The sequence below is a fragment of the Streptomyces sp. NPDC006798 genome, from assembly GCF_040635975.1.
Taxonomy (GTDB): domain Bacteria; phylum Actinomycetota; class Actinomycetes; order Streptomycetales; family Streptomycetaceae; genus Streptomyces.
The window spans coordinates 105,407-118,728 of sequence record NZ_JBEYIS010000004.1; the positions used below are offsets into that span (position 1 = coordinate 105,407).

The following is a 13,322-nucleotide window of genomic DNA, read 5'->3' on the forward strand; positions in this document are numbered from 1 at the left end:
GCCGCCGCGCGTGGGCGTACCTCCGCGGACGGGCGGCGCGGAGCCCGGACGCCCACCGCGGGGAAGGCCCCGCCGAGTGTCGTACGGGAAGACCGGCACAAGAGATGTCCCGCACGGAACGGGCGGCACCATAGGTCACGCGTACGCGCATAAACGAGAAATCCCGCCGGACCTGGTCCGGCGGGATTTTCCCGACTGTGGAGCTAAGGAGAATTGAACTCCTGACCTCCTGCATGCCATGCAGGCGCTCTACCAACTGAGCTATAGCCCCTTGTGCGATGTCGCCCGGTTCGGTGTTTCCTCCGTGTCCCGGCGACGTCGACAACATTAACGCCCTCCCGCCCGCTTCACCAAATCCGTTCCCGGCCCCGGCCGGGAGCCGGACGGAGGCGGGGCGGAGCCGGGGGAACCGGGCCGGGCCGGCCCCCCGCCACCTGGTCACGGCCGGTTCCGGACGGCCGTGCCGAAGCGGCCGTCAGGCCGTCGCGAAGGAGTAGAAGCGCTTCAGCGTGCAGTGCTCGTCCAGCAGGCGGCCGTAGATCGGCTCGCCTTCCAGTTCCCGGTAGGTCTCGATGGGATCGCCCTTTATGATCAGCGCTCTCGCACACTCCTCGCACCAGTACTGGTACTCGGGATTGATCGGGTCCATGTCGCGGACGATGGGCGTTCCGCTGCCGCACCAGTCGCATTTACGCCTGTGCGCCCCCATCAGTCAGTCCAGCTGTGGCCGCAGGACGTGCACACGTAAGAGACTCCACCATTGTCGCCGAGGACCTGGGCGACATGCGCCGATCCGCAGGACGGGCAACTGAGGGTCGCGCGGGCGTCCCCGGCCACGAGCAGGGCGTCGCCGTCCTGGCTCGTGCTGGCGGACATCGCGCTCTCCTTACCCGTACTGGCCGGTGTCCCCTCCGGCCGTCCGATTCTGCCACGACACATCGGCCCGGGTCAGCGGCGTTCACGCAGGAGACCTGCGAGAGCGCCGAGAACGGACACGGCGGCCAGGGCGACGGCGACCGACCACCACGCCTCACCGGAGCCCGCCGCCGCCAGCCGGTCCAGGAAGAGCGCCCCGAAGACCGCCACCCCGGCGACCTGACCGAGCTGGGTGACCGTCACCAGGACACCGCCGGCGTCGGCCGCGTCCTCGGGCCGTACCCCGGCCAGCGCCCCCGCCAGGGTGGGGCCGTGGGCCGCCGCGAGTCCGGCGCCGAGGGCGGCCAGCGCCGCGTACAGCGGGAGCCCGGCCCCGTCGCCGTTCCGCAGCAGGGCACCGGCGGCGATCAGCGCCCCGGCGGTGACCAGGAACCCGCCCGTGATCAGGGCCGGGCGGAGCCGTACCGCCAGCCGCCGCCAGCCGAGCGCGACGGCGCCGTACGCCAGCCCGGTCGGCAGGGACGTCAGCCCGGCGCGCAACGGGCCGTATCCGAGGCTCTCCTGGATGTGCAGGGTGAAGGCGAAGAAGCAGCCCGCGTTGACCACCATGGCCAGCACGATCCGGGTGACGGCCGTCCCCGTGCCCGGCGTCCGGAGCAGCCGGGGCGCGATCAGCGGGGCGCCGCCGCGCCGGGCGAGCCGGGACTCGTACGCCAGGAACGCCGCCAGCGACACCAGCGCCCCGGCCGCGCACAGCAGCGTCCACAGCGGCCAGCCCTGCTCCCGGCCGAGGACCAGGGGTACGGCGAGCAGTCCGACGGCGGCCGTGAGCAGGGCGAGACCGGGCAGATCGAGGCCGCGGGCGGCCCCGGCGGGACGGTCGCGGGGCAGCAGCCGGGCGCCGAGGACCAGCAGGGCGGCGCCGATCGGCACATTGACCAGGAACACCGGGCGCCATCCGGCGCCGGGGACGTCGGTTCCGGCGAGGACGCCGCCGACCACCAGGCCCGCGACGATGCCGACGGCGAGCACCGCCGAGTACGCGCCGACGGCCCTGACCCGGGCCTCACCGGTGAAGTGCAGCTGGATCAGGCTGAGCACCTGGGGGATCAGCAGGCCCGCGCCCACTCCCTGGAGCAGCCGGAAGGCGATCAGCCAACCGGTGCCGTCGGCGAGTCCGCAGGCCAGCGACGCGACCGTGAAGAGGGCGAGGCCGCCGAGCCAGACCCGGCGGTGCCCCAGCCGGGCGCCCAGCCGGGCGCCGGTGATCAACAGGGTCGCGTAGGCGATCGTGTATCCGGCCACGACCAGCTGCAACTCGGCTCCCGACGATCCGAGTTCGGTCCGGATCGTGGGGGCCGCCACATGGACGGCGGAGGTGTCGAGCAGCGCCATGAACTGGGCGGCGAGCACCAGCGCCAGCACGACGCGGGGCCGGTTGTCGGTGCCGGGGGTTTTACTGGAACCGGGAGTACGGGAGTCGGCGGCGTCCGGGGGCCGGTGGGAGGTCGTTGGCATGGACCGAGGCTGACCCCCGGCCGATACGGGTGGTGAGAGCCCGCCGATGCTGGTACCGGCAGTACCTGGCAGGGCCGGGCACGGGCGCCGACGATGGGGGTGTGACGGCGATGACGACCGACAGCGGACCCGGAGCGGGGGGCCGCCGCAGACCCGAGCTGGCGGCCTTTCTGCGGAGCCGCCGGGCCCGGGTGACCCCGGCCGACTTCGGAATGCCGCCGGGCATGCGCCGACGGACCCCGGGGCTGCGCCGCGAGGAGGTGGCCCAGCTCTCCGGAGTGGGGGTGACCTGGTACACCTGGCTCGAACAGGGGCGGCCGATCAACGCGTCGCCGCAGGTGCTGGACGCGGTGGCGCGGACCCTTCGGCTGGACGCCCCGGAGCGGGAGCATCTCTACCACCTGGCGCGGGTGCCGTACGAGCCGGTGTCCCGGGCCGGGGACGGGGACGCCGAGGGGGTGGGCCCCGAGATCCGGTCGGTGCTCGACGCCCTCGATCCGCGTCCCTCCGTGGTCTACAACGCGCGGTACGACCTGCTGGCCGCCAACCGTTCGTACGACCGGCTCTTCCGGTCCGAGCTGGTACGGGGGCCGGGCCGGGGGAATCTGCTGTGGACGCTCTTCGCGTCGGCGGAGGCGGACGAGTGCCCGGTACGCCATCCGGAGGTCGAGCTTCCGCTGCTGGTGGCCCAGTTCCGCGGGGCGTACGGGCGGCATGTCGGGGAACCGGCGTGGGAGTCGCTGATCGATCGGCTCTCGGCGGTCAGCCCGCACTTCACCGAATTGTGGCGGAGCGGGAACGTGGTGCCGCCCGGGACCCGGCTGAAGGTCTTCCGGCATCCGGCCGTGGGCGAACTGCGGATGACCTCGGTATCGATGGAGATCAACGGACTGCCGGAGTGCCGGATGGTGATCCACTCCCCCGGTGACGAGGAGAGCGGCCGCCGGATGGAGGTCCTGTACCGGCTGGAACAGCCCGGGAACGACGGAACCCCGCCCTCGGGAAGAGGACGGGGTTCGGGGCTGTGGAGCTAAGGAGAATTGAACTCCTGACCTCCTGCATGCCATGCAGGCGCTCTACCAACTGAGCTATAGCCCCTGGTGTTCTTCGCGCTCGGCGCTGCGAACAAGAAGAACTTTAGCCTGCGACCTGCCGGAAAGGGAAATCCGATCTCCCCGGCCGACGGGACGGCTCAGGTGTCGTCGCCCAGCACGGGCTCGGGGAGCGTACCCGCGTTGTGCTCCAGCAGCCGCCAGCCTCGGGCGCCCTCGCCGAGCACCGACCAGCAGCAGTTGGAGAGGCCGCCGAGGCTCTCCCAGTGGTGCGAGTCCAGCCCGAGCAGCCGACCGATCGTGGTGCGGATGGTGCCACCGTGACTGACGACGACCAGGGTGCCGTTCTCGGGCAGCTTCTCGGCATGGCGCAGCACCACGGGGGCGGCCCGGTCGGCGACCTCGGTCTCCAGCTCGCCGCCGCCCCGGCGCACGGACTCGCCGCGCTTCCAGGCCGCGTACTGCTCGCCGTACCGCTCCTTGATCTCCTCGTGGGTCAGGCCCTGCCAGACCCCGGCCCAGGTCTCCCGCAGGCCCTCGTCGTAAGCGACGTCGAGCCCGGTGAGCCCGGCCAGCTCGCGGGCGGTCCCGGCGGCGCGCTTCAGGTCGGAGGCGATGATCGCGTCCGGTTCGAGGGACGCCAGCAGCCGGGCCGCGCGGCGGGCCTGGGAGATCCCCGTCTCGGTGAGGGCGATGTCCGTGGTGCCCTGGAAGCGGCGCTCCAGATTCCACGCGGTCTGGCCGTGCCGCCACAGGACGAGGCGGCGGCCGGTGCGCTTGTAGGCGTCCTCGTTCAGTTCAGCTCACCGTCCGCGTCCGCGCCGCCGGTCAGCTCGGCGTGCTCCTTGCCCTTGCCGCGGGTCTTCACGGCGTCCTCGGGCAGGGAAAGCTCGGGGCAGTCCTTCCAGAGCCGCTCCAGGGCGTAGAAGACGCGCTCCTCGCTGTGCTGGACGTGGACGACGATGTCGACGTAGTCGAGCAGGATCCAGCGGGCGTCGCGGTCGCCCTCGCGGCGCACGGGCTTGGCGCCCAGCTCCTTGAGCAGCCGCTCCTCGATCTCGTCGACGATCGACTTGACCTGGCGGTCATTGGGGGCGGACGCGATCAGGAAGGCGTCGGTGATCGACAGCACATCGCTGACGTCGTAGGCGATGATGTCGTGCGCGAGCCGGTCGGCGGCCGCCTGGGCGGCGGCGTTGACGAGCTCGAGGGAGCGGTCCGTAGCGGTCACTGGCTGGCTTTCGTCGGCGGTCGTGTACCAGACAAGGGTCTCACGGACCGCCGACACACCCGGCCGGGTTTCCCGGGGGCGGGCGCCGGGAGGGGGCTCGGGCCGTTCTCCGGCCGCTCGCCCGCCCCTCTCCCCGCGACCCGATGCGACCCGATGCGACCCGACGCGACCGGCTGCGACCGCATGCCGATGGCCTTTCCCGGCGGCCCGGGCCTGCCCCGAGACCGTACGGTGCCGGTCCGGCCGGGCCGTGACCGTACGGTGCCGGTCGTCAGTCCGTCTCGTAGTCGCCGCCGAGCACGATGCCGATCTCCGCGTTCGACGGGGCCGTGCCCTTCTTCACCGCGCTCGCCGGGAGCCCCAGCGTCTTGGCGACCTCGGTGGCCTCCGCCTTCCGCGTGTCGTCACCGTAGGTGACGGTTGAGGTGCCGGCGGTCTCCGCGGAGCCCCCGTCGACGACCGTGTAACCGGCGTTGCCCAGGGCGATCCGCGCGGCCTCGGCCGTCTTCGCCTTCCCGGTCGCGTCACGCATCCCCACCCGCACCGCCGCGCCCTGCTCGGGCACGGTGACGGAGCCGCCGAGGACGTCCCGGACGATCCCGGCCGCGGCCTGCTCCGTGAGCCGCCCGTCGGGGCGGACGGGAAGGACGAGGGTCGCGTAGTCGCCGCCCTTGGCGTGGTTGGCGAGTTCGGCGAGGGACGCGCCGAGGTCTTTCTCGGTGAACGACGGGTCGAGGAGCTGGCCCAGGGTCTCCACGGTGACGATCGCGGACTCGGCGTCGCTGGGGAACTTCTTCAGTACGCCCTGCATCACCTGGCCGAACCGCTGGAGCTGCTTGGTCTCCGGCTCCCCGGGACCGAGCCTGGTGGCGTAGGCGACGGCGGCCCGGCCGTTCAGTGTCTGGTTCTCGCCCTTCTTCACCAGCGGGGCGGCGTTCTTCGACTCGCCGGGGACATCGGTATCGGTCGTCAGGTCGATACCGCCGACCAGTTCGACGAGGTTCTCCAGGAAGGGGGTGTCGAGCCGCCAGGTGCCGCCGATCCGGGCGCCGAGTGCCGTGCCGATGGCGTCGCGGGTCCCGATGGCTCCGTCGGACTCCAGGGACTTGGCCAGCGTCGTCGTGGCGCCCTGCTCGTCGGTGACGGAGAGCGCGTCGGGCAGCAGGACGGTGGTACCGCGTCCGGTGGTGACGTTGTCCACCAGCAGCGCCGTCGAGGTGCCCTTCTTCTTGGTGTCGCGCAGATGGACGACGATCACCTCGCGCTTCTGCGCCCCGGCGGAGACGCTTTCCTTCTTCCCGCCGTCCGACATACCCGGCAGCGCGCCCTCGGCCCAGAGCCAGCCGACGCCGCCGATCAGGGTCAGGGCCAGGACGACGGCGAGGGCGACGACCCGGTTGCGGCCCCGGCGTCTGGCCTCCTCGCGCCGCTCGGACCGGCTCTCGGTGAACTTCAGCCAGTCGATGACGTCTTCGGACTCCTCGTCCGGCTCCTCGATGAACGCGAACTGCTCGGTGCGGTAGTCGCGCCGGTCGGGGTCGCCGAAGTCATCGGGGGCGTCGGGGTGTCCGGCCGCCTCGGGGCGGCGCTGACCGGGCAGGGACGCCGTCTCGGGTCCGGTCGGGCCCGGCCCGTCCCCGGGGGCGGGGTGCTGTGCGGGAACGGCCCACTGCTGGGTGGTGTCGACCGCGAGGGGCCCGGTGCCGGGCCCGGGGTCGTAGCCGTAGTCCTCGTAGGGGCGGCCCTCGGGGTCGTAGCCGTACGTCTGCCCCTGGGCCGGCTGCTGCCCGGTACCGGTGTCGTATCCGGCGTACGGGGCGGGCTCGTAGCCGGAGTAGCCGTACGCGCCGCCGTCCGTACCGTCCGGCCGGGACGGCACCGGGGTGTCGTACGGCAGTCCTCCGTACTCGGCGGGCTGCCCGTGGCCCGGGGTGTATCCGGGTGCGTACGTGCCGCCGCCGTGTTCATGGCGGTACTCCTGGCCGCCATCCGGCCCGTAGGAGCCGTCGTACGGCTCCTCGTGGGGCGGCTGGGGATGCTGGGGCTGCTGGTAGACCGGCTGTCCGTAGGCGTCGTAACCGATGATCCGCGGCTGGTACGGGTCGTACGGCTGCTGCTGGTCGTTCACCGGTGCCCCCTCTCCGGGTTCAGTGACCGCGGTACAACTGGCGCTTGTCGATGTACCGCACGACACCGTCGGGTACGAGATACCAGACGGGATCGCCCTTGGCGACCCTCGACCGGCAGTCGGTCGAGGAGATCGCCAGCGCCGGGACCTCCACCAGGGAGACCTTGCCCTCGGGCAGACCGTCGTCGGTCAGGTCGTGACCCGGCCGGGTGACGCCGATGAAGTGGGCGAGGGAGAAGAGTTCGGTCGCGTCCCGCCAGCCGAGGATCTGGGAGAGCGCGTCCGCGCCGGTGATGAAGAAGAGGTCGGCGTCCTCGTTGAGCGACCGGAGATCCCGCAGGGTGTCGATGGTGTACGTCGGCCCCGGGCGGTCGATGTCGATCCGGCTCACCGAGAACTGGGGGTTGGAGGCCGTGGCGATCACGGTCATCAGATAGCGGTCCTCGGCCGGCGAGACCACCTTGTGGGTCTTCTGCCACGGCTGCCCGGTGGGCACGAAGACGACCTCGTCGAGATGGAACAGGGCGGCCACCTCGCTCGCCGCCACCAGATGTCCGTGGTGGACGGGGTCGAACGTCCCGCCCATCACACCGAGTCGTCGTCTGACGGGACCGGCGCCCGGCTCACCGGACGCGGTACCCGCCTGCTGTTCCTGCTCTCCCATGCGTGCAGAGCCTACTGGCACGTCCGTACGGGACGTACGGACCGGCTCAGCGGTCGCGGTTGAAGCTCGTGGTGATCCAGAGCAGCAGAAGCAGGGCGATCAGGGCTCCGGCGCCGACGAGGAGCGGGCTGAGGCTTTCGTGGCCACCGCCCTCGGCGAGCGGGACGAGGCTGGCGGAGGTGCTGGCGATGCTCATCTTCTGCGGACCCATTCGATCGGGGACGGGGCGGAGGGACTTCGGGCACACATCGTATGCGGGTGGGTCGGGCACGCTCACGCCGACTCGGTCGTTGAGGTGGTCACGGCGCCGGGAAGGCCGGTGCCGGGACGGCGGGAACGGCGGCCGCCGGACGGGCGGACGGCGGGCCCGGGAGTTGTCCACAGGCTCCGGTGCCCCTCGGGGGCAGCACCTACGCTGGGGCCTGTCGGGGGGACGAGCCGTCCGATCGCACCTATGGCACCAATGGGCTACACAGGGGGCTGGAATGACCGAAAGCAGTCATGAGAACGTGCCGAGCAGGCAGCGCAAGCGTTTCCCCGGTATCTCGTCCCGGGCGTACGAACATCCCGCGGACCGCTCGGCGCTGGTCGCCCTGCGCAAGCTCAGCGGCTTCGACACCGTCTTCAAGGCGCTGAGCGGACTGCTGCCCGAGCGGAGTCTGCGGCTGCTCTTCCTCTCCGACTCCGTACGGGTCGGCGACGAGCAGTTCGCGCATCTGCACTCGATGCTGCGGGACGCCTGTTACATCCTGGACCTGGAGAAGGTCCCGGCGATGTACGTCACCCAGGACCCGCGGCCGAACGCGATGTGCATCGGCCTCGACGAGCCGATCATCGTGGTCACCACGGGCCTGGTCGAGCTGCTGGACGAGGAGGAGATGCGGGCGGTCGTGGGCCACGAGGTGGGTCACGCCCTCTCGGGGCACAGCGTCTACCGCACGATCCTGCTCTTCCTGACGAATCTGGCGCTGAAGATCGCCTGGGTGCCGCTGGGCAATGTGGCGATCATGGCGATCGTGACGGCGCTGCGGGAGTGGTTCCGCAAGTCGGAGCTGTCGGCCGACCGGGCGGGGCTGCTGGTGGGGCAGGACCTCCAGGCGTCCATGCGGGGTCTGATGAAGATCGCCGGTGGTAACCATCTGCACCAGATGAACGTGGACGCGTTCCTCCGCCAGGCCGAGGAGTACGAGGCGGGCGGCGATCTGCGGGACTCCGTCCTGAAGATCATGAATGTGCTGCCCCGTTCCCACCCGTTCACCACGGTCCGGGCGGCCGAGCTGAAGAAGTGGGCGGAGAGCCGGGACTACCAGCGGCTGATGGACGGCCACTACCCCCGGCGGGACGAGGACAAGGACGCCTCGGTGTCCGACTCCATCCGGGAGTCCGCTTCGCACTACGCGGACACGGTACGGACCAGCAAGGACCCGCTGATGAAGCTGGTCGGCGACATAGCGGGCGGCGCGGGCGACCTCGGGGGCAAGCTCCGCGACAAGTTCGGTGGCGGCGGCGGCGGTGGCGGCCGGGCCGGGAACGGGAACGGGGACGGCTCTTCCTCGAACGGCGACGGGAAGGGCTGAGCCGGCGCGCCGAGGCCGGGCCCGGACCGCTCAGGGCCGGACCGGGGCGAGGCCTTCCGGGCCGGACCGGGGCGGGGCAAGCCGCTCCGGGGTCATCCCGGGGAGGGGGCCGGTGTCGTCGGCTGGCGGGGTGCCGGGGTGGGCAGGGCCGAGTCGGCGAGCCTGCCGCAGAGGGCTACCGCCGGGCCGGGCCCGGTGCCGTAGGGGTCCGTCGCCGCCGGGCCTCCCGGGGCCGTTGTCTCACCCGCCAGCAGGGGCCGTAGCTGCCGGGAGAGATCCGCGGCGCAGGAATGCGGGCCCGCCCGGAGCCGGCTGGAGACGATCTCGGTCTGATGACGGGCGATGTCCTCGTGGTCGAAGCGGAGGCGCAGTTCCCGCTGGACGACGAAGGCCGACGCGAGGGCGGCCCGCTCCCGGGTCCCTTCCGGGGCCCGCTCCCCGGACCGGCTCGCCGCCGGGGTGCGGGACGCCCCGGGGGCGGTGGCCGGGGCGGGACGCAGGGTGTAGGTGAAGGTGTGGCGGGAGCTGACCTCCAGCGTGCCCTGTGCGGTCTCGGTGTAGTCGAGGGTGCCGCGGACCCGGATCGCGCTGTCGGCGAGGGCCACCTCGCCGGGGTCGAACCGGACCAGCCACCCGGCGGCCGGAGCCGTACGGGAGTCCGGTGACCCGGTGCCCGGCTGCCGTCCGGAGGCCGAAGCCGGGCCAGAAGGCCGGGCGGAGGCCCGGACGGGGGCGAGACCGTGGCCGGTGCTCCGGTCGAAGGCGTCGAGCTGGCGGGCGTTCAGCAGGATGCGTACGGGGCGTTCGGTGGCTCCGGTGAGCACGGCCGGGTTCAGCGACGACGCGACCAGGAACTCCTTGGCGACGGTCAGCGCCGTCAGGACGTCGCTCTCGGGGAAGCCCCGGGTGGCGCGCACACCCGGCAGGGTGATCCCGGCCGCACCGGCGCGATGCTGGGCCGCGGGCCCGTGCCGTAACAGCTCGGCGGGTGTTCCACCGGGGACCCGTCCGGTCGGTGCCAGCGGGATCACGGTGATCCGGGGCTGCTCGGCCCCGGGCGCGGCGGCGACCGGGCCGTCGGAGCGGCGCAGCCCGAAGTGGACCGTCATGGCGAAGGCCAGGGCGACCAGCAGGGCCAGCAGGATCAGCGGCCACGCCCCGCCGGGGCCGTGGCGGGCGTACGACGGCGGCGCGGGCGGCAGGGCGCGGACGGCCCGGGCGTGCGGGTGCATCCGTTCCTGTGCCGAGTACTCCCGGAGCCGGGCAGCCCGGACGAAGGTCTCGTCGAAGACGACGGCTCCGTACTCGTCCTCTCCGCCATCGGGGAGTCCATCGGTCGGACCCTCGGGCGGATCGCCACGCCCAGCCATACTGTGAGGGTTGGTTCCGGGGGGCGCCGGTAAACGCGGCGCGGGATTGTTTTGTACGGGGTGCCCTCCCGGCGGGGTCGGCGGTGGAGTGTGCCCCCCGGGAGCCCGGGACCGCCGGGAGCTGTTTGCGCGTTCCGGGCCGCCGCGCCGTGCGTGGCTGAGCGCGCAGTTCCCCGCGCCCCTCAAAACCCCGACCCACCAGGCACCTCCGACAGACCGCGCCGGTTCACACGCCCCCAAAAAACCCCGACCCACCAGCAGCTTCATGCCCGATCCGGGCCGCCGCGCCGTCTGCGGCCGAGCGCGCAGTTCCCCGCGCCCCTCAAAACCCCGACCCACCAGGCACCTCCGACAGACCGCGCCGGTTCACACGCCCCCAAAACCCGGATCCGCCAGGCACCACCGACGGAACACGCCGCTCCCCGCAGCCCGGAATACCCGGGCTAGGGGCGGGGGCCGGGGAGGGGGGTGGTGGTGCGGGTGGGGTCGATGTCCGTGGTGGCGGGGGGCGGGATCTGGTCCTGGCGGTTGCCCGCGGCGCCCCGGTAGACCGCCGTGAAGGCGAGGGCGACCATCCCGATCCCCATCAGCAGGGCGAGCGCCCAGGCGACCGGGCGGTGCCAGTGGGCCGTGCCCCGGTACGGGCGGAGCGCCCCGCCGTACGGGCCGTAGGGGCCGGACCAGTCGTCGTCGCGGCCGTCGCGGTCATCGCGGTCGTCGGAGGCGTTGTCGGGGTGGCCGTAGCTGCGCTCGGTGTCGTAAAAACCGTCGTAGGACTCGTCGTCCGGGTGGGCGAAGCCCATGGCCGCCGCCCGGGCCGCCTCGGCCTCCGCGCGGGCCTGGGCGGCGGCCAGCAGCCGTTCGACGGCGCTGGGCTCGTGGAAGGCGGCGGAGCGGACGAAGTCCTCGTCGAACACCACGGAGGCGAAGTCCTCGTCCGCGCCTCCGCGGTCGTCGTCGGGCTCCCGGCCGTCCGGGAACGGCCTGCCCCCCACGTCGTCCGGCACGTCATTCAGAGTAGACCCGGGCGCCGTGTTTGGGCAGACGGAGGGCGAACTCTCCCCGCGCGGGTGACCGGTGTCTCCCCGGCCGCTACCGGGTGTGTCCGTCGCCGGTGAGGATGTACTTGGTCGAGGTCAGCTCGGGCAGGCCCATGGGCCCGCGGGCGTGCAGCTTCTGGGTGGAGATGCCGATCTCCGCGCCGAAGCCGAACTGGCCGCCGTCGGTGAACCGGGTGGAGGCGTTGACCGCGACCGTCGTGGAGTCCACCAGTTGGGTGAAGCGGCGGGCCGCCGCCTGCGAGGTGGTGACGATGGCCTCGGTGTGCCCGGAGGACCAGCGCCGGATGTGGGCGACGGCGTCGTCGAGGGAGTCGACCACGGCCGCGGCGATGTCGTACGAGAGGTACTCCGTCTCCCAGTCCTCGTTCGTCGCCGCGACGACCGTGGCCTTGGTGTCCCCGGCCCGCTCGCGGACCCGCTCGTCGGCGTGGACGGTGACCCCGGCCTCGGCGAGCGCGTCGAGCGCCCGGGGCAGGAAGGCGTCCGCGATGTCCCGGTGGACGAGGAGCGTCTCGGCGGCGTTGCAGACGCTGGGGCGCTGGGCCTTGGAGTTCACCAGCACGGAGACGGCCATATCGAGGTCGGCCTCGGCGTCCACGTACACATGGCAGTTGCCGGTACCGGTCTCGATGACGGGGACGGTGGACTCCTCCACCACCGTACGGATGAGCCCGGCGCCGCCCCGCGGAATGAGGACGTCCACCAGGCCGCGGGCCCGCATCAGCTGCTGGACGGACTCGCGGGAGTCGGCCGGGACCAGCTGGACCGCTTCGGCGGGGATCTCGGTGGCGCCGAGGGCGTCCCGGATCACCCGGACGAGTGCCGTGTTGGAGGCGTACGCGGAGGACGAGCCGCGCAGCAGGACCGCGTTGCCGGACTTCAGGCAGAGGGCGGCGGCGTCGACGGTGACATTCGGCCGGGCCTCGTAGACGATGCCGACGACTCCGAGCGGGACCCGGACCTGACGCAGATCGAGGCCGTTGGGGAGGGTGGAGCCGCGGACGACCTCGCCGACGGGGTCCGGCAGCGCGGCGACGTCCCGTACGTCGGCGGCGATGGCCCGGATCCGCTCGGGGGTCAGGGTCAGCCGGTCGACGATCGACTCGCTGGTGCCCGCCTCCCGGGCCCGGGCCACGTCCTCGGCGTTGGCCGCGACGATCTCGTCGGTGCTCGCCTCCAGCGCGTCGGCGACGGCCAGCAGCGCCGCGTCCTTCTCCGCGCGGGGCAGCGGGGCGAGCCGGGCGGCGGCTTCCCGGGCGGCCAGCGCGACCCGGCCGACGGGGTTGAGGGAGTCCTGCGGGGTGAGCGGCGTCGTCATACCCGCAGGGTAATGGGGACGTGTCCCGAGCTCGTCCCCCATTTCGCACTCCGAGACGTCCGGCGGCCCGGCGGAATCAGAAGGGGTGGACGCCGACCCGGGAGGCCGGGGGCGGGCCGTAGCCCTCCGCGAGGCGCTGGTGGTAGGTCTGGCGGTCGATGACCTCCAGGCCGACGATCGTCCACGGCGGGAGCTTCGCCGTCGCCCGGTGCTCGCCCCAGAGCCGGAGCGCCACGGCCGCCGCGTCGTGGAGGTCGCGGGCCTCCTCCCAGTAGCGGATCTCGGCGTGGTCGTTGGCGTACCGGCTGGTCAGCAGGAAGGGGTGGTCGTGGGCGAGTTGTTCGAGGCCGCGGCGGACCTCCGCCAGCGGCGCCTCGGCCCCGGAGACGCTGAGGGTGATGTGCCACAGTTTCGACTGGGTGTGGTCCTCGGCGTCGGCGACGGACTCCAGGCCCCGACCAGATGGGTCAGCGGATCGGCCACCTCCAGCAGATCGGGGCCGGGAGTCTGGACCGGGCCAGGGACGC

The 13,322-nt window shown here is 72.6% G+C and carries 13 protein-coding genes, 2 tRNA genes and 1 pseudogene (1 of these 16 cut by a window edge); 2 read left to right on the forward strand and 14 right to left on the reverse strand.

The window, feature by feature from the left end:
* Positions 1–198: 198 nt before the first annotated feature.
* The 4 genes from ABZ714_RS03920 to ABZ714_RS03935 all read right to left on the reverse strand — a co-directional run bounded on the left by ABZ714_RS03920 (position 199) and on the right by ABZ714_RS03935 (position 2,394).
* Positions 199–271 (reverse strand) — tRNA-Ala (locus tag ABZ714_RS03920).
* Between the two features lie 204 nt (positions 272–475).
* The gene (locus tag ABZ714_RS03925) at positions 476–709 is read right to left on the reverse strand and encodes a hypothetical protein (RefSeq protein ID WP_040916346.1); all 234 of its coding nucleotides are present in this window, start codon (positions 707–709) and stop codon (positions 476–478) included.
* Entirely contained in the window at positions 709–876 is a 168-nt protein-coding gene (locus tag ABZ714_RS03930; RefSeq protein ID WP_358823535.1) for a hypothetical protein, read from the reverse strand. Before ABZ714_RS03930 ends, ABZ714_RS03925 begins: the two co-directional genes overlap by 1 nt.
* 72 nt (positions 877–948) lie before the next feature.
* Complete coding sequence (locus ABZ714_RS03935; protein ID WP_358823536.1) at positions 949–2,394, reverse strand: MFS transporter; 1,446 nt, start codon at positions 2,392–2,394, stop codon at positions 949–951.
* 110 nt (positions 2,395–2,504) lie between these two features.
* On the opposite strand from ABZ714_RS03935, the gene ABZ714_RS03940 reads away from it, so the two are divergent.
* A complete protein-coding gene (locus ABZ714_RS03940) occupies positions 2,505–3,428 on the forward strand; it encodes a helix-turn-helix transcriptional regulator (protein ID WP_358823634.1) in 924 nt (307 codons plus the stop codon).
* Here the strand turns inward: ABZ714_RS03940 and ABZ714_RS03945 are convergent.
* The 6 genes from ABZ714_RS03945 to ABZ714_RS03970 form a co-directional block, all read right to left on the reverse strand.
* Positions 3,420–3,492, reverse strand: a tRNA-Ala gene (locus ABZ714_RS03945). The two genes, ABZ714_RS03940 and ABZ714_RS03945, sit on opposite strands and share 9 nt — an antisense overlap.
* 94 nt (positions 3,493–3,586) lie before the next feature.
* Positions 3,587–4,243, reverse strand: a complete 657-nt coding sequence (locus tag ABZ714_RS03950) for a histidine phosphatase family protein (RefSeq protein ID WP_358823635.1) — start codon at positions 4,241–4,243, stop codon at positions 3,587–3,589.
* Positions 4,240–4,677: a ribosome silencing factor gene (gene rsfS, locus ABZ714_RS03955; RefSeq protein WP_358823537.1), complete on the reverse strand. Its 438-nt coding sequence runs from the start codon at positions 4,675–4,677 to the stop codon at positions 4,240–4,242. Before rsfS ends, ABZ714_RS03950 begins: the two co-directional genes overlap by 4 nt.
* Positions 4,678–4,948: 271 nt before the next feature.
* A complete protein-coding gene (locus ABZ714_RS03960) occupies positions 4,949–6,805 on the reverse strand; it encodes an LCP family protein (protein WP_358823538.1) in 1,857 nt (618 codons plus the stop codon).
* 19 nt (positions 6,806–6,824) lie between these two features.
* Positions 6,825–7,469 carry a nicotinate-nucleotide adenylyltransferase gene (nadD, locus tag ABZ714_RS03965; protein ID WP_358823539.1) on the reverse strand — a complete coding sequence of 215 codons (645 nt, stop codon included), beginning with the start codon at positions 7,467–7,469 and terminating at the stop codon, positions 6,825–6,827.
* Positions 7,470–7,515: 46 nt separating this feature from the next.
* The gene (locus ABZ714_RS03970) at positions 7,516–7,665 is read right to left on the reverse strand and encodes a hypothetical protein (protein ID WP_358823540.1); all 150 of its coding nucleotides are present in this window, start codon (positions 7,663–7,665) and stop codon (positions 7,516–7,518) included.
* 289 nt (positions 7,666–7,954) lie between these two features.
* On the opposite strand from ABZ714_RS03970, the gene ABZ714_RS03975 reads away from it, so the two are divergent.
* Positions 7,955–9,046 (forward strand): M48 family metallopeptidase, encoded by a 1,092-nt coding sequence (locus tag ABZ714_RS03975; protein ID WP_358823541.1) that lies wholly within the window; start codon positions 7,955–7,957, stop codon positions 9,044–9,046.
* A gap of 92 nt (positions 9,047–9,138) precedes the next feature.
* Here ABZ714_RS03975 and ABZ714_RS03980 read toward each other — a convergent pair whose 3' ends face one another.
* From ABZ714_RS03980 to ABZ714_RS03995, 4 genes and pseudogenes are all read right to left on the reverse strand, one after another.
* Positions 9,139–10,416 (reverse strand): hypothetical protein, encoded by a 1,278-nt coding sequence (locus ABZ714_RS03980; protein WP_358823542.1) that lies wholly within the window; start codon positions 10,414–10,416, stop codon positions 9,139–9,141.
* Between the two features lie 443 nt (positions 10,417–10,859).
* On the reverse strand, positions 10,860–11,423 hold the full coding sequence (locus tag ABZ714_RS03985) for a hypothetical protein (protein ID WP_358823543.1): 564 nt from the start codon (positions 11,421–11,423) through the stop codon (positions 10,860–10,862).
* Between the two features lie 85 nt (positions 11,424–11,508).
* Positions 11,509–12,795 (reverse strand): glutamate-5-semialdehyde dehydrogenase, encoded by a 1,287-nt coding sequence (locus ABZ714_RS03990; protein ID WP_358823544.1) that lies wholly within the window; start codon positions 12,793–12,795, stop codon positions 11,509–11,511.
* A 76-nt stretch (positions 12,796–12,871) separates the two neighbouring features.
* Positions 12,872–13,322: pseudogene (locus tag ABZ714_RS03995) on the reverse strand (hypothetical protein); it runs 71 nt beyond the window's last position.

Excerpts from the sequence above, each read along its gene's own strand:
- ABZ714_RS03980 (WP_358823542.1), bottom strand. The coding sequence starts at position 10,416 with ATGGCTGGGCGTGGCGATCCGCCCGAGGGTCCGACCGATGGACTCCCC.
- ABZ714_RS03990 (WP_358823544.1), bottom strand. The coding sequence starts at position 12,795 with ATGACGACGCCGCTCACCCCGCAGGACTCCCTCAACCCCGTCGGCCGG.
- ABZ714_RS03925 (WP_040916346.1), bottom strand. The coding sequence starts at position 709 with ATGGGGGCGCACAGGCGTAAATGCGACTGGTGCGGCAGCGGAACGCCC.
- ABZ714_RS03975 (WP_358823541.1), top strand. The coding sequence starts at position 7,955 with ATGACCGAAAGCAGTCATGAGAACGTGCCGAGCAGGCAGCGCAAGCGT.
- ABZ714_RS03935 (WP_358823536.1), bottom strand. The coding sequence starts at position 2,394 with ATGCCAACGACCTCCCACCGGCCCCCGGACGCCGCCGACTCCCGTACT.
- nadD (WP_358823539.1), bottom strand. The coding sequence starts at position 7,469 with ATGGGAGAGCAGGAACAGCAGGCGGGTACCGCGTCCGGTGAGCCGGGC.
- ABZ714_RS03970 (WP_358823540.1), bottom strand. The coding sequence starts at position 7,665 with ATGAGCATCGCCAGCACCTCCGCCAGCCTCGTCCCGCTCGCCGAGGGC.
- ABZ714_RS03930 (WP_358823535.1), bottom strand. The coding sequence starts at position 876 with ATGTCCGCCAGCACGAGCCAGGACGGCGACGCCCTGCTCGTGGCCGGG.
- ABZ714_RS03940 (WP_358823634.1), top strand. The coding sequence starts at position 2,505 with ATGACGACCGACAGCGGACCCGGAGCGGGGGGCCGCCGCAGACCCGAG.